The sequence below is a fragment of the Bacillus sp. V2I10 genome, from assembly GCF_030817055.1.
Taxonomy (GTDB): Bacteria; Bacillota; Bacilli; order Bacillales; family Bacillaceae; genus Bacillus_P.
In genome coordinates, this window is record NZ_JAUSYV010000001.1 from 2,402,207 (window position 1) to 2,423,739 (window position 21,533).

General features: G+C 37.9%; 10 protein-coding genes and 2 pseudogenes. 9 read left to right on the forward strand and 3 right to left on the reverse strand.

Features of this window, described 5'->3' with window-relative positions:
* Positions 1 to 16 precede the first annotated feature (16 nt).
* On the reverse strand, positions 17 to 3,754 hold the full coding sequence (locus QFZ72_RS12080) for a S8 family peptidase (protein WP_307433569.1): 3,738 nt from the start codon (positions 3,752 to 3,754) through the stop codon (positions 17 to 19).
* Between the two features lie 839 nt (positions 3,755 to 4,593).
* Here QFZ72_RS12080 and QFZ72_RS12085 point away from each other — a divergent pair.
* Positions 4,594 to 5,986, forward strand: a pseudogene (locus QFZ72_RS12085) (amino acid permease).
* 272 nt (positions 5,987 to 6,258) lie between these two features.
* On the opposite strand, the pseudogene QFZ72_RS12090 reads toward QFZ72_RS12085, so the two are convergent.
* A pseudogene (locus tag QFZ72_RS12090) lies at positions 6,259 to 6,600 on the reverse strand (DUF2690 domain-containing protein); the annotation flags it as partial.
* A gap of 324 nt (positions 6,601 to 6,924) precedes the next feature.
* Between QFZ72_RS12090 and QFZ72_RS12095 the strand changes: the two are divergent.
* The gene (locus QFZ72_RS12095) at positions 6,925 to 10,146 is read left to right on the forward strand and encodes a DEAD/DEAH box helicase (protein WP_307433572.1); all 3,222 of its coding nucleotides are present in this window, start codon (positions 6,925 to 6,927) and stop codon (positions 10,144 to 10,146) included.
* An 834-nt stretch (positions 10,147 to 10,980) separates the two neighbouring features.
* Positions 10,981 to 11,511, forward strand: coding sequence for a ribonuclease FAU-1 family protein (locus tag QFZ72_RS12100; protein WP_307439726.1), 531 nt, complete (start codon positions 10,981 to 10,983; stop codon positions 11,509 to 11,511).
* A 232-nt stretch (positions 11,512 to 11,743) separates the two neighbouring features.
* On the opposite strand, the gene QFZ72_RS12105 is transcribed toward QFZ72_RS12100, so the two are convergent.
* Positions 11,744 to 13,483, reverse strand: coding sequence for an ABC transporter ATP-binding protein (locus QFZ72_RS12105; protein ID WP_307433575.1), 1,740 nt, complete (start codon positions 13,481 to 13,483; stop codon positions 11,744 to 11,746).
* A gap of 1,020 nt (positions 13,484 to 14,503) precedes the next feature.
* Here QFZ72_RS12105 and QFZ72_RS12110 point away from each other — a divergent pair.
* The 6 genes from QFZ72_RS12110 (at position 14,504) to QFZ72_RS12135 (ending at position 21,506) form a co-directional block, all read left to right on the forward strand.
* Positions 14,504 to 15,679 carry a GntR family transcriptional regulator gene (locus QFZ72_RS12110; protein ID WP_307433578.1) on the forward strand — a complete coding sequence of 392 codons (1,176 nt, stop codon included), beginning with the start codon at positions 14,504 to 14,506 and terminating at the stop codon, positions 15,677 to 15,679.
* Positions 15,680 to 16,286: 607 nt separating this feature from the next.
* Positions 16,287 to 17,603, forward strand: a complete 1,317-nt coding sequence (locus QFZ72_RS12115) for an ABC transporter substrate-binding protein (RefSeq protein ID WP_307433581.1) — start codon at positions 16,287 to 16,289, stop codon at positions 17,601 to 17,603.
* Between the two features lie 63 nt (positions 17,604 to 17,666).
* A complete protein-coding gene (locus tag QFZ72_RS12120; RefSeq protein ID WP_307433583.1) occupies positions 17,667 to 18,605 on the forward strand; it encodes a carbohydrate ABC transporter permease in 939 nt (312 codons plus the stop codon).
* A 16-nt stretch (positions 18,606 to 18,621) separates the two neighbouring features.
* Positions 18,622 to 19,455, forward strand: coding sequence for a carbohydrate ABC transporter permease (locus tag QFZ72_RS12125; RefSeq protein ID WP_307433585.1), 834 nt, complete (start codon positions 18,622 to 18,624; stop codon positions 19,453 to 19,455).
* Between the two features lie 37 nt (positions 19,456 to 19,492).
* Entirely contained in the window at positions 19,493 to 20,371 is an 879-nt protein-coding gene (locus QFZ72_RS12130) for a sugar phosphate isomerase/epimerase family protein (RefSeq protein ID WP_307433588.1), read from the forward strand.
* Positions 20,372 to 20,396: 25 nt separating this feature from the next.
* Positions 20,397 to 21,506: a Gfo/Idh/MocA family protein gene (locus QFZ72_RS12135; RefSeq protein WP_307433590.1), complete on the forward strand. Its 1,110-nt coding sequence runs from the start codon at positions 20,397 to 20,399 to the stop codon at positions 21,504 to 21,506.
* Positions 21,507 to 21,533 lie beyond the last annotated feature (27 nt).

Below are 21,533 nucleotides of genomic sequence, written 5' to 3' on the forward strand. Positions count from 1 at the left end.
TACTTTATTTAATATGTTATCTTAAACCGTATGCCTTGATGACTTCTTGAGAAATTTTATTGCCTTGATCATCCCATGCTGCTGCTCTTAAGGAAACATATTTACTGGATTTTGGATTGTTGATTTTGGCTGTCCACTGATCATTTGCTTTTTGTTCAAGTTTCACTGTTTTCCATGACTTTCCTTCATTAAACGAAACTTCTAAAGTGGCACCTGCTATGTTGCCATAGCCTTCTGCACCATCCAGTTTAGACACTGATAAATCCAGCACAGTGGAAGGAGCTGCCAGTGCGTTCCCATTCATATCTGTCTCTACGTTATAATCAAGTGAATAAAATGGGAGGCTGTTGCGCATTTCATCCTGTTCCTGTGACCAGAACGTCCATTCCGTATGTGTGCTTACGGATGTTGACCAGCGCTCTGCATCACGCATTGCATCACTTACTAGACGATATTGTGTGCGTTCTTCAGAAACTCCGCTGAATAAATTTAGAGCTTGACCTTTTCCTTCTTTTACAAGAGTGTCTCCTTTATATAGCTTGAGCGTTTGATTTTTAACGGAAATATCATAAGTGGCACCGCCAGTATGTCCTTTTCCTGAATCTGCCCAGGCCGGAATATTGAATTGGAAAGAATTCCCTTGTCGGAAAGGAGTCCAATATCCTACACCTAATCTAGGTCTAGCTACTGGAGAAAACCAGTCTTCCTCTAGTTTTTGTCCTTTTTTATAAGTAACGGCAGGCTGACGGATTTCCCAGTGGCTGTCGATGACATTTGCCTGGTGATACCATCTTGTATCTTCTGTTGCTGACACCCATTCTGTCCGAACGGAAGGCAAGGCTAATTTGTATAAAAATCCTACCGCTCCTCTTGTATGCGGACGCAAATCATAGCGGAACTCTCCGCCAGGAGCTTCGCGGTCTGATTTATAACGAGTATCAATTTTGACTAATTCATTGTTAGAAGGTGCATAAGTTAAATCTTTTGGAATGCTGCCTTCATGAACATCCATTAAATCATATACATAAGGTGTATTTACTTCACCTTCAACTTGAAGTTTAAGATTACCTGAACGTGCAGCAGTAATGAGCTTGTCACCTTCTCTTTTACTTATTGAGGCAACAGCCAAAGGCAAGTCCGTAAAATCTGAATTTCCTGCATACGTACTAAATTCCTTATTTTCATAGTTTGCGATAATAAGAAGCTTAGCACCTGCTGCATTTGCTGCGATGGCTTGTTCAGATGCTGAAACCTCGCTGTTGCGATCCACGACAACTGCTTTTCCTTTCGCTTTCAGGCGCTCATAATCAGAAGAACTACCTTTTCCTGCATAAACCGTTGATAAGTTAGATTTCCCATCCAGAGGTGTACTTCCTGAGAGTGGAATATCATCCAGTACTTTTCCTTTAAAATTAATTTCAAGGATTGGTTTCGTTAATCGCCATCTAGTTAAATATTCAAACTCTCCGGTCGCTACTTCCTTTGTTGGAACAGCGTACATTTTATCAATCCAAACAGGCATTAAATAGATATGATTTAAAGTTTTCCCCTCAATGGAACGATAATACTCCATACGCTGATAGGCTGGTTCTGTTTTCTTCGGCACTTCTGTAGTAATTTCTTTTGCTTTTCGTGCATCGAGTTCTACCGTTTTAGGGCCGTCTAAGTTGATTTCAGGAGTACCCACCAAAGCTATGCCATGTTGGTCTGTATCTGTATCCACTTCCATCATGGACATAGCAGAATACGTTCCAGGTCGTAAACGAACTTCTGTTATTCCGTTAACAGCAACGAATTCAACATCCATATCTTTGTTAACTAGTCCGACATACGTTAGGGCAGGGGCACCTTTTCGATCAGTGGCTTTGAATGTAAGAGAGTATTTTTCCTCTTCCTTCACCATGCCCATTGAAGTATGTGCGACTTGCTTGCCGGAAAGATCTTTTGCTGTTAGATGCCCTTGATAACGAGTGCCTAATTCACCTAGCGCTGAATTCAGGGTTACTGTTATCTGTTTCTTTCCGTTTGCAGGAACAGTGATTTGACTCTCAGATACACTTAACATTCCAGCTGGTACTTCTTGACCATTTGTATTTGTAAAATCAGCTTGGAGATCTAATGTTACTGCCTCATAGCTATCGTTTGTATAGGTAACTGTTTTTTGTACTGGCTCAGCTTGATCATGAGGCCATTTAAAGAATCCGAAAGACAATGAACCTGTTGCTCTTATTTCGCTTAACGCTGCCGGTACATCCAGTCTTCCAGCTCCAATTTGATAAGCAGAGTAATTTAGTTTCTTGGAGGTGCTCATTAATGCTTCTTTTAGTTGAGAACCCGTCCAGTCAGGATTTTTCTGCAGAAGGATAGCAGCGGCACCAGCTACATGTGGAGTTGCCATAGATGTTCCATCCTTACTAGAATAAAAACCGCTTCCCGGTGCAAAATTGGAACGAGCTGCGACAATACCAACACCAGGTGCTGACAAGTCAGGTTTAAGCCCCATATCACCGAATCGAGGTCCTTTTGATGAGAAATAAGCAAGCTTGTCTGACTTATCAACTGCTCCAATCGTTAAAGCGGAATCTGCCGCACCAGGTGACCCGATACTGCCGTCAGCACCTCTATTACCTGCAGCAATAACAAATAGTGTGCCCTTTTCCTTGCTGATTCTGTTTACCGCTTGTGACATAGGGTCCGTTCCGTCAGAAGGTTCTGAGGTTCCAAGACTCATATTCACTACTTTTGCATGCTCAGAAGCCCATTCCATCCCGTCAATAATCCAAGAATCTAAGCCGCTTCCTTGATCATTTAACACTTTACCTACAACTAGACGAGCTTCAGGCGCAACACCTTTGTTTTTTCCATCTGAAGCTGCTCCGTTTCCTAATACAGTCGAGGCGACATGTGTCCCGTGACCATTCCCATCATCCACGGTTTCTCCTGGTACAAAACTTACTGCCTCGTCTAACTGTCCTGCAACGTCAGGGTGATTCCTGTCAATGCCTGAATCTAGTACCGCTACCTTAATCCCTTTACCTGTAAAACCTGATTCCCATACGGTCGGTGCACCTATTTGGGGCACACTCTTATCTAATGTTGCTTCTACACGGCCATCGAGCCAAATCTTTTCGATACCTTGCTCAAATTGTAATGAATCTGTTTTTGCTTTTTTTGTTGATGAATCTTCAGGAGTAATTTCTTCCCAGAACGTATCCGTTTCTTTTTTGGAAGCTGTAAGGGCAGCACCATTTATGCTTTCTAATACTCGTACTATTTGTGTTCCTTTAGGGGCGGATTTCTTTTCTTGATCAGATCGGGTTTTTGACTCATTATATTCTACGATAACTGGTAAAGAAGCGAGGTTTTTGTCATCATAGCGATTTTTAATCAACTCTGTAACATTAAACAAATCCTTGTCTAATTTGTCAGCAGCTAGATAAGGCATGGCTGAACTTGGAATAACATAGGTATCATCACCAACAGTCAGGACTTGTGCGCCTGCCCCATTGCGGTCAACAGGTTTTACATTGATGACGCTCTTTCCGCCTTCAATTGTCCGTATTTCAACGACATCCCCAGTGATAAGGGTGATGGTTTGAACATCAGGACCGTTTATACTGTTTACAATGGCAGCACTTTCTAAAGCCTTATCAAGACTCGTTTTATCGGATGCTTTTACATTATAAAAGGGTGAAGCAAGTAAAGCTGTGGAAAGAGAGGCAGCTAAAACCGTTTTCATATTCAATTTTTTCAATATACTTCCTCCTAATAGCTTTAATCGGTTAATTAGAATGTGGAATGTCTCTGGTGCAGGGAATTAATTTCTAAATCGTTCATAAAAAAGGGAAATTAGTATCAGCAAATAGAGCAGAAACACCTCCTAGGCCAATTAATCAGCAATTCTGAAAGGGAGTGTGTAATTCTAGCTGAAGATCAGATGATTTTTAAGAGGCACTTAATTTAATAGAATTTTATAGTGAGATGAATTTAATAACAATTGGGGTAATTTTAGAGGATTTTTGACCCATATTTTTCTAGCGGAATCTTATCTATTTAAAATTAAGTGTGGAAAAAGTGTAAATAGATCTATTCATTTGCTAATTATTTGAAATTGAATTGGGGTTTAAATTGCGGTATTGTTTATTTGGAAATTCTATGAACGCGTAGTCATATTTCATAAAAAGATAATGGATCTTGCTTAACTAAGTCCAATGAAAAGTATATTCTTAAAGAGATTTCATTAAATTATAATTGTATTAAAATATTTTTTATTCCATTTACTGTTTTGTAAATAATGGATTTTTACTATTGGTAGAAAAGTGTTTTCCTGAAAAAAACATTTGTTTTTTTTAAGTAAATTTATTATTATAAAATAAATAATCAGGTGATTAAAAATCGTCATTAAGATAATGAATCTTTCAAACTATAAGGAATGGAGATTTACGAGAAGTAAAGAATGATTTTTAGGGCAAGCTTCTAAAATAGATTAAAAAAAAGTGACGCCTGCTTCTTCATTTGATCCCGAATAGTGAGAGTTTGATCGTATCTTGCTTAAAATTTGCGTTATTAATAGATGTTAGGGGAGGAAATGGAATGGCAAACAAAGAACTGAAGAGAGGTTTGGAATCACGTCATATTCAGATGATTGCTTTGGGCGGTACTATTGGTGTTGGTTTATTTATGGGGTCGGCAAGCACGATCCAATGGACGGGTCCGTCAGTACTGCTTGCTTATGCAATCTGCGGAATATTTATATTTTTTATTATGCGTGCAATGGGAGAAATGCTTTATTTAGAGCCAAGTACAGGTTCATTTGCGACATTCGGCCATAAGTACATACATCCATTAGCAGGTTATATGACTGCATGGAGTAACTGGTTCCAGTGGATTGTCGTAGGGATGTCAGAAATTATAGCGGTTGGGGCATACATGAAGTACTGGTTCCCGGATCTGCCCGCTTGGATACCAGGTATCATCGCAATGGTCATTCTTGGTGCAGCGAACTTAATTTCCGTTAAATCATTCGGTGAATTTGAATTTTGGTTTGCGATGATTAAAATCGTTACAATAATCTTGATGATTATTGCAGGAATTGGTCTTATTTTCTTCGGGTTTGGCAACGGAGGAGACGCAATCGGATTATCTAACCTTTGGGCACATGGCGGCTTCTTTACAGGTGGCTGGTCAGGATTTTTCTTTGCACTATCTCTTGTTATTGCAGCTTATCAAGGGGTCGAACTCATCGGGATTACAGCTGGAGAAGCAAAAAAATCCGCAAAAAACGGTCACAAGCGCGATTCAAAGTATTATTTGGCGTATTTTAATCTTCTATATTGGTGCTATTTTTGTTATTGTAACTGTTTTTCCTTGGGATCAGCTTGATACTCTTGGAAGCCCGTTTGTCTCAACTTTTGCGAAAATTGGGATTACAGCAGCAGCAGGTATTATTAACTTTGTCGTAATTACAGCAGCAATGTCTGGCTGTAATAGTGGTATATTCAGTGCCGGCCGCATGCTTTATACATTGGGAGTGAATGGTCAAGCGCCAAAATTCTTTACGAAAATCTCTCGTAATGGTGTACCTTTATATGGAACGATTGCAGTAATGATCGGATTAGCCATTGGTGTTGTTTTAAACTATATTGCACCGCCAAAGATATTTGTGTACGTATACAGTGCAAGTGTTCTGCCGGGTATGATCCCGTGGTTTGTCATCCTTATTAGTCAAATTCGATTCAGAAGAGAAAAAGGGGCTGAAATGGCCAAACATCCATTTAAAATGCCTTTTGCTCCTGTTACAAACTATTTGACAATTGCCTTCTTAATGATGGTATTAATCGGTATGTGGTTTAATGATGAAACGCGTATATCGCTTATAGTAGGGATTGTTTTCCTAGGCATCGTTGTGATTAGTTATTACGCTTTGGGAATAAGCAAGCGTGTCCCAGTAGATACTCAAACAGATGATGGAGTGACTAACCGATAATTCACTTTGTTTGATTAAATGAAAGAAATTAATTTTATCTATCAGATTTTTGGTCCAAGGCGTGCGAAGCTGCAGTGTTTCGCACGCATTTTCATACTTTAAAAGAAAATGGATGATTTCCGAAAATCCATTACGTTTAGAACCAACCAATAATATTAATGAAAAATGCATGCTAATGAAATGTTATTTTCTTTTTGTTGTTAAACACGCAAACCTCCGTTCTGTAAGTGAACGGAGGTTTTTCTTGTTTGAGGTAAATAAGCTTTATTTTCCTAATACCAAATCGTTACTGCTTTTTTATAGGCATCACTATTGGGAATGGCGTGAATTCCCTGAGCTTGAGCTTTTCGCGGGTCTAAGTCATATACCATTGGCGTATAACAAGAGGTTTGACCTTTATTTACAACCCCATTCCCTTCTGAGCTATTACACGTATAAGCTTTGCCGTCTGTGCTTCGAATAATTCTTGCGTCTGCTTCATGGTTGTATACCGCCGGCCTAGTAACCGTAACTTTTGCCCAGGCAGTTTTACAAGTGGTACTATATTTTAATTCTACATAAGAAACGGAATCAATCCACACTTTATCTTTTGTCACAGCAGAACTTGCGCAACTCGGAGGCCTATGTTTTTAATCATTTCTGCAGAAAAGGACAGAACTTCTTTACATAAATAATTTTTAGTTGAAGAAATCAAATTTTGATATTAATAATGATGTTCCTTTACAATATTGTAAGGAACGTTTTTTATGGGTGTTTCTTTTAAGAAGCGGCAGCCTTTCATGGATCCTAAACAATCGGGTGCAGGATATTATTTCACCCTAATGATACAATGGTGATACATATTTTATCAGGGGAAAGAACGCAAAATCTCATACATGATCATATTTTTCATCATCTTAATGCCATAAGAGATGTATCCTAGAGAAGGAGCTAAGCAATTGAATATAAAATTAAATGAAAAAATCATAAAAGAAATGTGCGGTACTGTCTCCTTCAAGAAAGGAGACTCTTTTAATCGAAGTAATAACGTGACATTTGAAAATTACTGTCCTGATGGCTGTAAAGCCACGGTTATAGGTAAGGAAGATTTTCATGTCTTGATTGAGAAGGATGAGAGCGGAGGCTTGCTCACGAAATGCAGCTGCCCTACGCTAGCTTCATATAAAAATGATTGCCAGCATATAGCAGCCGTTTTACTGTCGATTTACGAACACCAGCGACAAGGAACACTTCCTATTGGTTTAGGAGTTGAAAACTCTGACTCTTCAACAAGTCAAGCACTGACAGAAGGATTGCTGACCCTTTTTAATGATCAGCCTAAACGATCAACGGGCCATCAGCTGCACTTTGAAAAAAGACAAGTACTTGATGCAGAGTTTATTTGTAAACCTGTAAATCTAGGGAAGGGACGATACATGTTCGGAATTGAGGTTAAGATTGGCCAGACAATTGTACGAAATATACGAGATTTTCTTAAGCATGTGAAAGAAGGTCTTTCAAGCTCGCTTTCCATTTCATTCATTTACGTCCCAAGTCTTCATTGCTTTCAAAATGAAACTGATGCTGTGATTCAACAGCTCATACAAGTAATCCATGATGAAAAAGCGTACATTGACGAGATGTCAGAGAAATCAGAAGATGTATGCGGTAAACATATACTCCTGATTCCTCCATCCTCTTGGGACAGGCTTTTTCCTTTACTTGAGAAAACAGCAATGGTAAAGGTGATGTATGACTCTAATAATTATGAGGGTCTTCGCTTATCAAATGAACCATTGCCTTTACACTTCCAATTTGCTGCAGGTGAGGGTAAAGGCTATCTACTTAAAATCAGAGGGCTTAATCGAATGGTGATAATGAATTCATATAGGTCAGTCCTCTTTGAAGGAAAACTAAAACAGATGAAAATGGAAGATTGTAATCGTCTTTCAGAACTAAAACAGATGCTGGATGCTACAGCAGCGAATCAAATTCCGATTCCTCAGGAGCAAATTGATTTTTTTATGGAAAAAGTGGTTCCAGGCTTGAAAAGACTTGGCGAAGTCCAGTTATCCGGAGCTATATCCAAACAGTTTATGAAGACACCTTTAGTGACCAAGCTCTACTTGGATCGCGTGAAAAATCGCTTGCTCGCTGGACTTGAGTTTCATTATGAAAATATAATAATTAATCCATTGGAAAATAAGGATCTCCACGCAGGCTCCAAGCTTATTAGGGATGTGGAAAAGGAAGATGCCATCCTGAAGCTGATGGAGGATAGCTTGTTTGCAAAGACGGACGGAGGCTATTTTTTGCATAATGAAGAGCTGGAATATGAGTTTTTGTACCATATGGTTCCCAAACTTCAAAAGCTTGCACAGATATATGCAACCACCGCAGTGAGAAATCGGCTTTTCAAAGGTAATTCTCGTCCGCAATTTAGGGTAAAGATTAATAAAGAACGGACTAATTGGCTGGAATTCAAATTTGAAATGGATAACATTCCTGAAAAACAAATACGAGAGGTTCTATGGGCTCTAGAGGAAAAACGGAAGTATTTTCGTTTGCAGAACGGTTCGCTTCTTTCATTGGAGACCAGGGAATTTGAAGAAATTAATCGTTTTCTAAGTGAACTTCCGGTCCAAAATGAAGAACTGGAGAGCGGCTTGAATGTACCAATTGTCCGGGGGATTCAGCTTCTTGATTCTATTAATGATCGTTCTTTATTAAAGTTAGAGGAATCGTTCCGTCAGTTCTTGGAAAACATCCGCAATCCGGACAGTCTGGAATTCGAGGTGCCAAAGAGTTTAGAAGCGATATTGCGGGACTATCAAAAACGTGGTTTTAAATGGATGAAAACACTTGCCCGCTATAGTTTTGGAGGGATTCTTGCAGATGATATGGGATTGGGTAAAACGCTGCAGAGCATTGCGTTTATTCTATCAGAGCTTCCTGCCATCCGTAAAAAAAAGCTCCCGGTCCTGATTGTTTCACCTTCATCATTGACGTATAACTGGCTTAGTGAAATCAGCAAATTTGCACCGGAAGTACAGGCCATTGTCGTTGATGGCACTAAAACAGAAAGATTCAAGATACAGAAGGATTTAATGGATAAGGATGTAGTCATTATCTCATATCCATTGTTGCGCAGGGACATAAAGCGGCTTGAAAAACATGCCTTTCATACTGTGTTTTTTGATGAAGCTCAGGTCTTTAAAAATCCTATGACACAAACAGCACGATCGGTGAAGAGGATCCAGGCAGCTTATCGGTTCGCTCTTACTGGTACACCGGTGGAGAATTCATTACAGGAATTATGGTCCATTTTTCACGTTGTTTTTCCCGAACTATTTATGGGATTAAAGGAATACAGTAACCTCTCCAGAAAAACGATAGCCCGAAGAATCAGGCCATTTTTGCTTCGAAGGCTGAAAGAGGATGTCCTTCCAGAGCTGCCTGAAAAAATTGAGTCGATGGAATCTGCAGAATTGCTTCCTGATCAGAAGAAGCTGTATGCTGCCTATCTGGCCAAACTGCGACACGATACATTAAAGCATCTGGATAAGGATACATTCCGTAAGAATCGTATCAAAATCCTCGCTGGTTTAACGAGGTTACGGCAGATTTGCTGTCACCCCGCCTTGTTTGTGGAAGGCTACAAAGGGAAGTCTGCGAAATTTGAACAGCTGATGCAGATTGTAGAAGAATCAAAGCTTTCTGGCAGAAGGGTGCTGATTTTCTCCCAGTTTACGAAAATGCTTGAGCTTATAGGCAGAGAATTAGCGATTCAGGGGCATTCTTATTTCTATCTCGATGGACAAACTCCTTCTGAAGAACGAGTGGAAATTTGCCGCCGGTTTAATGCAGGAGAACATGATTTATTTCTCATTTCATTGAAAGCAGGGGGTACAGGCCTCAATCTGACAGGTGCTGATACTGTTATTTTATATGATATCTGGTGGAATCCTGCAGTCGAGGAACAAGCAGCTGACCGAGCCCATCGCATCGGTCAATCAAATCGTGTACAGGTAATCAAGCTTGTTGCCAAAGGCACAATCGAAGAAAAAATGAATCAACTTCAAGAGAAAAAGAAACATCTGATTGAAGAAATCATCGATTCTGAGGAAAAAGGGTCTTCCTCTCTTACTGAAGAGGACATACGGGAGATATTGATGGTATAGAAGGAATTAAGTGGATTTTAAGCGGATTTAGAAACATGGTGAACTGAATATATAAACCAAGTAGTTTCATTTGCCATGCAAGCAAAAAAATTCTTTGATAACTCCAAAGATAAAAGAATTTTTGATGATTATGACGAAGAAATATATGAGATTTTTGGAATGAATACAGCAAGAGAAAAAAATAATTCACATTCAAAGTTCGGACCTTCTTATTAAGAAGGTCCCTTTTTAATAAAGTTCAACATTAAATCTATTATGTAAAAAGAAGTGGTCTCAATTCATTTAAAACAACTTAGTCCGAAGATTATTTTCTGGCAGCTTCTTTCCTTGAATCTTCTAGACTGAAATCCAGTAAAAATTTACCATGAAAAATTTATTCATTGTAATTATAATCATAGATAGAAATTCACAATTGTTTTGCTTACAAAACTATTAAATAAAAAGGAGTGGCAATGTTGGAGCTGTCTCTTGAAGTGAATGGAAAGATGTATTTTATTGAATGACTGCTGGCAACAAGGGCTTCTGCCTTTCTATTAAACAATCGGAAGTTTGTTAATATTTTAAACCTGCTTCAATAGTCTAATATTATTGTGAATCTACTTCTACAATCGGGGCATTCTTTTATATGAATGCGTCTTTTTTGTATTCGATCATTTACATAGAGAAGTGGTTGGCTAATTCTCGTTTATATGAAATGAGCAGGCTTTATCAGACGCCAAAATCAGTGATTTGCCTAAACGGCTAAAACAATGGAAGGCCAAATTCCTAATGATATAATTTTAATTAAGATTTGTTCTGGAGAAGAAAACTAATTTGAAAGGAGAAAAGAAAGCGATGGCCAAACGCTTGGTAAAAATAATAGAAAGAAAAATAAAGTACGACTCAGAAATTGTAGAACATAGCTGTATACTGCTTAAAGCAAAAAATCAAAATGTCGTGCTTTTCCATAAAATACTTGAATCCTTTACGATGACAGCAAACCATACTAAATTAACCATTCCTAGAGGCAGTTATACAATAGCGTATTACTGGAGCGATCGTCCATATAATTTATACATTTGGAGAGATCATAAAGGGGATTACCTAGGTTCCTATTTTAATATTGTAAAAAATACATACATAACGGATAAGGTGGTATCCTTTGAGGATTTGATTATTGATATAATTGTTCTTCCTAATGGAGACTTCTTTATTTTAGACGAGAATGAGTTACCAGAGCCATTAGATCAATTTGAGAAAGGATTTGTTCAACAGACGCTAAACTCATTAACAGATTCCCTTGATATTCTCCTTACTCAGCTTATTTTAGAAACGGAGAATGCATATAAACACGAAGACCTTATACCTTGGCTGAATAACAGATAATATTTAAGATTGTTTATATATTGTGCCTTAACAACCGGGTGCCATTTTACAGAAAGAATAGCATAATCTTGCCATGGCAGCTTTATGTAGTGAAACGAAAAAAATATCCTGAATGGGCTAACCATTAGTAATACCAGCAAAGCTGATTTTGTTGGAATGAACAATGAGAGAAAAGCAAAAAAAGCTACTCTCCTTTGGTTAAGAAGAGCAGCTTTTTTGGTTAGATAGCTTATTATAGTAACTCAAACTGCTTAGAATAAAGTCTTGCATACGACCCATCACATGCAAGCAGCGAATTGTGGTTCCCCTGTTCCGCTATGCCGTTCTCCGTTAGGACGATAATCCGCTTCGCATTACGGATAGTTGAAAGGCGATGGGCAATGACAATAGTTGTACGGCCTTTTGCTAATAATTCCAGTGATTCCTTGATGATGCTTTCACTTTCGTTATCTAGTGCGCTCGTTGCCTCATCCAAAATGAGAATTGGCGGATTCTTTAAAAATACACGAGCAATACAAAGCCGCTGCTTTTGGCCCCCAGACAGTTTGACACCTCGTTGTCCGATTTCGGAACTGTAGCCTTTTGGCAAGTTCATGATAAAGTCATGTGCATTGGCAAGCTTAGCTGCCTCAATAATTTCGTTATCACTGGCTGCCGGATCTCCGTATCGGATATTTTCCATTACTGTTCCCGCAAATAGGTAAACATCCTGTTGTACAATACCGATACTATTTCTTAATGATTCCAGATCAATATCGCGGACATTGACTCCGTCAAGGAAAACGCCTCCATCTGTCACATCATAAAAGCGGGGGATGAGTGAGCATAAAGTAGTTTTTCCAGCGCCAGACGGACCAACTAGCGCAACATACTCTCCAGGAAGGATTCGAAGCGACAGGTTTTGTATGACATTGTTCAAATGTTCTTCGTACCTGAAGGAAACTTGATTGAACTCAATTTCACCAGATACTTCTGACAAGGTCACAGGATTCGGTTTATTTTCAATTGCCGGCCTCAGATTCATGATTTCCATAAAACGCTGAAATCCAGTGATTCCTTCCTGAAGCTGCGTGCTCATATGAGTCAATCGCTGAATTGGCTCGATCATAAAGCTGATATACAGTAAAAAAGTGATCAAATCCGCTAAATCTAATGTGTTGTTGACAATACTGGCACTGCCAAAGATAATCACTGTGATCGTAATCAGCTGTATAATCGTTTCAAAACTATTGTATAAGAGTGCTTCAGCCTGGTACGTTCTTTTTCGGCTATGAAGAAAACGATTATTTTCCCGGTCGAACTTCTCGATCTCTATTTGCTCATTGGCAAATGACTTTACTGTGCGAATTCCAGATAAACTATCCTCTACCTGTGCGTTTACGTCCCCAATTCTTTCTTTATTGCTTCGTAATGCCCTGTTCAGCATTTTATTAAAGTATAGGGCAAAGACACCTAAGAATGGCAGAAAACAGAAGACGGCAATCGTTAATGGGGCATTTATAAAGAACAATATAACAAATGCCCCAATAAAACGGACAAGGTATTTGACGTAGTCCTCTGGACCATGATGGTACAGCTCGGAAAGAAGCAGCAGGTCGTTTGTTATTCGCGACATGAGCTGACCTGTCTTTTCCTTATCGTAAAAGCTAAAAGAAAGCTTCTGCATGTGCGTGAACAGCTCGCTTCGCAAATCTCTTTCCATACGCGCACCTATTTCATGTCCTTTGTAGTCCACAAAATAGTTCCCGATATTCTGAACTGCGACTAACACTAGCATCAGCCCGCCAATCCAATACACTTTACTTAGCGCAATGGACAAATCTCCTTCCAGAACATCCTTCGTGATATACCTGACTAGTAAAGGAAACGTCAAAGTCACAGCTGATACGATAAAGGCGGACGCCAATACTGAAAAAAACACCGTTAAATACGGTTTATAATAGGAGAAAAATTTTTTTACTGGAAAACGCATGATTTACCCCTTTTAGTGTTATTTAAGTACACATATAAGGGGAGAGTACACCGATTACTTTAAGAAAGTGTTTCACCCTTATATGTTGGAGCTGTTTGATACGTCATGTTTTTCATGTAAATGGCCTCCTTGTAAGTTATTACTATTATTGTATACGATTTTAATTAAAAATGAACAACATATTTGGGTTTGGTGACTTTGATATAGATATGATTCAAAGTGATGCTCCGTTCGAAAAAGTACACTTTTCGAACGGGTTTTTTTTCTGTGAAATCCCTTATAATGCGTTTGTAAAAATGTAAAAACACTTTATGAACTTTCTTCGTTTTTCATACACTTTTTAGAACGTTTAATACCGACCTTTAGTTTAATACCGACCTTTAGTTTGATCCCATCTTACGAACATCCATTTACCACTTTTCCTTCTCTTATTCTACCTACAGTCTATTGATATACTGTAGGAATACTACTGAATTAGACTTCATAGGTCTCATTAGACTTGTTTCAAAAACCTTAACGTTTTTAAAACACCGATATTTTTATTTCGTAACTGCTATTGTAAATCTGCGTTTTCCTGACTGTACCCCATAAAGTGTTGACTTGGAATGTCATACTGGTTGAACGAAGCTAAATCAGGTGATGTTCTACCTCTTGTTTGTGAACCTGTTCCTCCAGACTATTCTATTACCCATAATGCTGCATCGAGCAAACCCCTCATGCGTGCTCACCCTTTTGTGTAATATTTTACCACTATGAAGCTATTAACGTGGTAGTCTTTTGCAAGACTGAGATTCTCCTTATGTTCAGAGGCGGTAGAAGTCCTACACATAAACATACCTCCTCAGATTTTTTAAAATTACTACTTCTTCTACATTCAATTGGACTTTTATGTTCCAGGATTTTTTTAATAATTTATTCAATAAATTCAAATAAGTATTTATATTAAGATAGAATAGTTGTCAAAGTATATTTTGCTTGTTATACTTGGTATATCAATTAAAGTATTGCGAGGAGTTTAAGATGAGCAAATTATATAAGAAAATTTACCTTGATATTTTAGAAGAAATAAAAAATGGAACATTGAAAACTGGAGATAGAATTCTTTCGGAAAATGAGCTTGCCGAAAAGTTCAATGTAAGCCGTATCACAACAAAAAAAGCGTTAGATATGTTAGCTCAAAGAAATATAATAGAACGTTTTCAGGGAAAAGGATCTTATGTTTCGGATATTAACACGACTACAATTAATTCAACGGTAGAGGAAGAGAATAATACTTTTTTAACTGATTCAAATTCCAAACAAGAATTAGTTGGGTTTATCTTTCCGGGGATTGGTAATGATTATGGCATAAAGCTTCTCGATTCGATTGAGAAAAAATGTTCTAAACATAATCTAGCTGTAGTCATTAAACAAACATTAGGTAAACCTGAATTAGAAGAAAAAGCAATAAATTCATTAGTAAACCTTGGAGTTAGGGGGTTAATCTTATGGCCTTCTCCAGGAAAGCATTATAGTAATGCATTACTAAGGTTAATTATAGAGAATTACCCACTTGTTTTAGTAGATAGGTACTTAACAGGAATACCTTCTAGTTCAGTTTGTATTAATAATAAAATGGCAGCAATTGAGTTAACAAACTATATGTTAGAACTTGGACATGAGCATATCGCATATCTTTCACCTCCAGCTGGGGGAACTTCTTCTCTTGAAGATAGACTAATGGGATTTCATGTCGCAATGGCGGAAAAAGGTGTAAGAATTATACCTGATACGATCTTACAGAATATGAGGAGTTCACTACAAGAATGTTCAAGTATTAATCTTAGAGAGCTAACAATTGATGAAAATGATAGAAACGAAATAAAAAAAATAATTGAGAATAATCCTGAAATCACAGCTTTCATAACAAGTGAGTATTTGGTTTCTGTTACTCTCTATGAAGTATTAGCCTCATTAGGTAAAAAGGTACCAGAAGATTATTCTATTGCATGCTTTGATTCGCCCACAGATATGATAATCGAACCGCTTTTCACACATATATTGCAAGACGAAGAAAAAATGGGTTGTAATGCAGTGGATATGTTAATTAAACACTTACAAGAAAACGATACGCCTCCAATTCACTCCGAGGTTGGATTTAAGGTAATAAAAGGTAGATCTACACAATCTAGATCAATGAAAGCAGTTCAAGTATAGAATCTATGTTCATTTATTAAATATAGCTTTTTATTTTTTGCCTTTGCTCTTAAAAATGGAAAATCAACTAAAATCAAAAGAACGGACGGGAGGTAAGTTATTTGTCATAATTATTTTAATTAAAAATACTCTTATTCACTCAGCCAGGAGCTCTGGCATATTATGTTTGAATTTTCAGAATGTTGTTAAAAAAGCGTTGACATGTGTATTTTTAAATTGATATACTAACATAGAGGAGAATATGGTTATCATAACAATTGATATATTAGTAGCTTGATATGATATCCATATTTACATAGATTGTTTCATTCTCTTGAAACTGCAAAATAATAGTCATCTTATCTATATTTTTCAAACCTGAAATTTAAATTGCGTTATTATGTCCAAGCATGAAGGTTAAGCAATATATTAAAAGGGAAAAATTTTTACACCTATATGTAAGCGTATTCATTTGGTGGTGATCACTTCTTGTTATTGGGTAAAGTCAAACTTATTATAGGTTTGATTTATCATATATAAAGATTTTAAATAAGGGGGATTGCAAACGTTTACTATTTTTAGGGGAATCAAAAAAGAAAATTAACAAACAAAGGGGAGGTAAGTTTTTGTGAAAATTCGGGGTAAAAAATTGGGAATTTTGAGCATGTCTATTTTTCTTATTTTCAGTTTAGTTTTAGCTGCGTGTTCGTCAGAGGAATCAGGTGCTTCAGATGACGGTGGAGATGCAAAAGGCACGACAGAAATAACTCTCTGGCATGGTTATACTGATATTGGTTTACAGGCATTGAAAAAAATGGTAGCAGCTTTCGAAGAAAAAAATCCTAATATTAAAGTGAAAATGGTGTATACCGAAGCTAGTGAAGGAGCAGACCAAAAACTTTTAACTGCTGTAGCTGGCGGTAATCCACCTGACGTAGCTCTTTTTGACCGATTTAAGGTTGGTTCATGGGCAACTCAAGATGCACTTACAGATTTAACTGATATGGCTGCTGAAGACGGCATAAAAGGGGATACTTATTATCCATATGCTTGGGAGGAAGCGAACTATCAAGGGAAATTATATGGACTTCCTTATACAACAGATGCACGCATGCTTTATTATAATAAGGACCATTTTAAGGCAGCTGGATTAGATCCAGAAAATCCACCTAAAACTACTAAAGAATTGGAAGAAGCTGCAGAAAAGTTAACGAAAAAAGAAGGAAAACGTTTTAAACAAATTGGTTTTATCCCATGGTACGGTCAAGGTTGGCTTTATGGCTGGGGATGGAGCTATGGTGGAGAATTCTACAATAAAGAAACCGGTGAAGTAACAGCAAATGATCCTAAAATTGCTGAAGCGCTAACGTGGATGGCAGGTGTCGCTCAAAAATTCGGTGTAGAGGACATTGCTGGATTTGAAAGTTCTGCAGGTACTGGGGCAATGGACCCGTTTATTTCAGGACAAATCAGTATGAAAGTGGATGGAAACTGGACAATATCTTCTATTGAAAAATACAAACCAGACTTGAATTATGGAGTAACACCTATTCCTACTCCCACTGGAACTGACTTCACTACTTGGTCTGGTGGTCACGCTATTGTCCTGCCAAAAGGTGCAAAAAATGTAGAAGCAGCTTGGGAATTCGCAAAGTATTTCGGTTCTGAAGAAGGACAAGAGGTATACTTCGCAGAGCTTCCTGGCGATCTTTCTGTAATACCTAGTGTTAACGAGAAGTTAGGTCGTGGAGATAATAAAATGTTAAAGCAATTTACCGATATCTTACCAAACTCTCATAGCAGACCAGTTATACCTGAAGGTCAATTGATGTGGAATGAATTAGTAGATGCAACAGAAAACACCGTCAGAGGTAAAGGTACAGCGCAAGAAAACTTAGATAAAGCAACAGAAGCTGTTAACAAGGCACTAGAGAAGTATAAATAATTCTTAGGGCAAGGAGACTTCTTCTTCTTGCCTATACTTTAAAAATTGAAAGGGGGATTCTATATGGCGGAAGTAACTAAAAGTACTCGTGTTCAACAATCAGTAGTTGTGAAGCGAAAGAAGTTATCTACAAAATCAAATCTTCAAGGATGGCTTTTTGCCTCACCATGGATTATAGGTTTGTTAGTGTTTTTTGCTTTTCCGCTTATAGCTTCGATTTATTTTAGTTTCACAACATATAGTATTCTAAAACCAGGGGAATTCGTTGGTTTTCAAAATTACCAAGATCTTTTTAAAGATGACTTATTCTGGAAATCTATTTACAATACAATTTATTTTACAATCTTTTTTGTCCCCTTAAGCATTATATTCGGGGTTGGTCTAGCGATGATGTTGAATATGAAGATAAAAGGAATGGCAATTTATCGTACGATTTTCTTTTTACCAACGCTTGTACCACACGTTGCTTTAGCAGTTCTATGGATGTGGCTATTAAATCCTGGTTTTGGTCTCGTAAATGGGATGCTTGATATGATTGGATTACAGGGGCCGAACTGGCTCGGAAGTGAAATATGGTCTAAACCGTCACTTGTTTTGATGTCTCTTTGGGGGATTGGTCAAGCAGTAATCATTTATCTAGCTGGACTTGGTGATATTCCAGAGGAACTTTATGAAGCAGCTGAAGTCGATGGTGCCAGTTGGTGGCAAAAAACACGCCATGTAACATTGCCGTTACTTACTCCTGTTATTTTCTTTAACCTGGTAATGGGAGCTATTGGAGCATTTCAACAGTTTACATTACCGTACACTATGACCCAAGGTCAGGGGACTCCAGCAAACTCCTTAACTTTTTACGTAATGCACTTATACGATAATGCGTTTAAGTTTTTCCAAATGGGGTACGCTTCAGCGATGGCTTGGATTCTTTTTGTCATTATTATGGCCCTAACTACAGTAATCTTTATGACTTCAAATCGTTGGGTTCACTATCAAGGAAAGTAGAAAGGAGTAATAGTAAATGGATCCAAAAGTTAAAATTAAATTACAGAAAGTCTTCACACACATTGTTTTAATTATCGCATCAGTCCTCTTCATTGTTCCATTTATATGGATGGTATCAACATCATTAAAACCTTTAAAACAAGTAATGTCCTTTCCGCCGGAATGGCTTCCAAACCCATTTCAGTGGTCGAATTATCTAGATGCAATTAATTATATACCGTTTTTTACCTATCTAAATAATACAGTTGTTATTACTCTTTTCAGTACACTTGGTGTTGTCCTTACTTGTCCTCTTGTAGCATACAGCTTTGCGAAATTGGAATGGAAAGGGCGTAACGTTTTATTTTTCATAACCATTGCAGTCATGATGATTCCAGGTCAGGTAACAATGATTCCATTATTTTTAATATTTAACAAGATTGGATGGGTAGGATCACCTTTACCTTTAATTGTACCTGCGTTCTTTGGTGTACCATTTTACATCTTCTTATTACGTCAGTTCTTCTTAGGATTACCAGATATGTTACGGGATGCGGCCAAAATAGATGGAGCAAGCGAGTTTCGGATTTATTGGCAAATTATGCTTCCGTTAGCAAAACCGGCAGTTCTTGCAGTTGGATTATTCCAGTTTATGGCTAGCTGGACAGATTTTATTGGCCCATTACTCTACTTAACAGACGAAACTCAATATACCTTGTCATTAGGACTCCAGCAATTCCAAACTCAAATGGGTACTGAGTGGGGCTTAATGATGGCGGTATCCACAATGATGACAGTACCAATGATCATATTGTTCTTCTTCTTACAAAAAACATTTATTCAAGGTATTACATTTAGTGGAATTAAATAGTTTTAAAAAATTATTATTCTAGCAGGAGGTTGTGGTTATGATCAAAAAAATAGGTATGAGAATCCCGTCAAAAATGGGTGCAGGTGGAATGGAGTCTATTGCAAGTTGGGCCTCTAGTAATGGGATCGATGTGATAGATGTACCATATTATAACGAAGAAGTTAAAGCTGTTTTGGAAGCAAAAGGACTTGAAGTCGGCTCGATTGATGGCGTGGGTGCAGTTGGTCAAACAAAGTTATTAAGCGAGAATGAAAATAGTCGATTAGAGGCAGTAGAAGCACTTAAAAATCAAATGACTGAAGTCTCGGGGCTTGGCGGCAAAGTGATGTTTATGTGTCTTGTTCCAGATGATATTACAATGCCGCGTCAGAAAGCTTTTGAGATTTGGAAAGAAACGTTTCCTAGTATTGTAAAGCATGCTGAGCAACAGAATATTTACATAGCATTAGAAGGATGGCCAGGACCTGCACCATATTATCCAACTTTAGGCTGTACACCTGAAATGCTCAGAGCCATGTTCAATGTAATTCCTTCAAAACATTTTGGGATTAACTATGATCCATCCCATCTAGTTAGACTGGGTATCGATCATTTAAGAGCTTTGAGTGAATTTGGAGAAAGAGTCAATTACTGTCATGGGAAAGATACTGAAATTTTACATGATGAGTTATATGAATGCGGTGTCATTCAGGCTACTTTTGGTTCGAAGTATGATTTTTCAGAGGGTTCTTGGCGTTACACAATTCCTGGACAAGGTGATGTAAACTGGGGAAAAGTTGCTGTGCGTTTAGAAAAAATTGGATACACCGGACCAATCAGTATTGAACTTGAAGATCATCGTTATTGGGGTTCTCTAGAGGCAGAGCGTCAAGGAATCATAAAAGCAAAAGAACATCTTGCAATTTATTTTAAATAATACAATGGTAATGGGAGGAAAAAATATGTCTAGAAGTGTAAAAGTAGCGATTATCGGTTGTGGTGGTATTGCAAATGGGAAACATATGCCAAGCTTATCAAAACTAAAAAATGTTGAATTGGTCGCATTTTGTGATGTACTGGTTGATCGAGCTGAAAAAGCAGCAGCTGAGTACGGATTTGAAAATGCAAAGGTTTATGACGATTATCAAGAGTTACTTCAGGATGAGTCGATCGAGGTGGTTCACGTACTTACGCCGAATGATTCCCATGCTGAGATCACTGTTGCTGCCCTTGATTCAGGGAAACATGTTATGTGTGAAAAACCAATGGCGAAAACGGCAGCTGAAGCCCGTCTAATGTTGGAGGCAGCTGAACGCTCTGGTAAAAAACTAACAATTGGATACAACAATCGTTTCCGTCCGGACAGCCAGCATTTACATAAGGTATGTGAACGGGGAGATCTTGGGGAGGTTTATTATGCTAAAGCACATGCCATTCGCCGTCGCGCCGTACCTACTTGGGGAGTTTTTCTTGATGAAGAAAAGCAAGGTGGCGGTCCATTAATTGATATTGGTACACATGCTCTTGATTTAACATTATGGATGATGAACAACTATAAGCCAAAATCGGTTATGGGTACGACTTATCATAAATTAAGTCAGAAGAAAGATGCGGCTAATGCTTGGGGACAGTGGGATCCTGAAAAGTTCACAGTTGAAGATTCTGCGTTTGGTTTTATCACAATGGAAAATGGTGCAACAATTGTTTTAGAATCGAGTTGGGCATTGAACTCTTTAGATGTCGATGAAGCGAAATGTTCACTTAGTGGAACAGAAGGTGGAGCAGATATGAAGGATGGCCTTAGAATAAACCGGGAAGACTTCGGTGAACTTTACACGACAAATGTTGAACTAGGTTCAGATGGAGTGGCATTTTACGATGGAAAATCAGAAACAGATGCTGACCTAGAAGCTCGCCTATGGATTGATAATATCATCAATGATACAGAACCTGTAGTAAAACCAGAACAAGCATTTGTCGTTACGCAAATCTTAGAAGCAATCTATGAATCTGCAAAAACTAGGAAAGCTGTTTATTTTGAAGAACAATCAAGTCTTGTATCTAATAAATAAAATAAACTCCCATTTTTACCAACATGT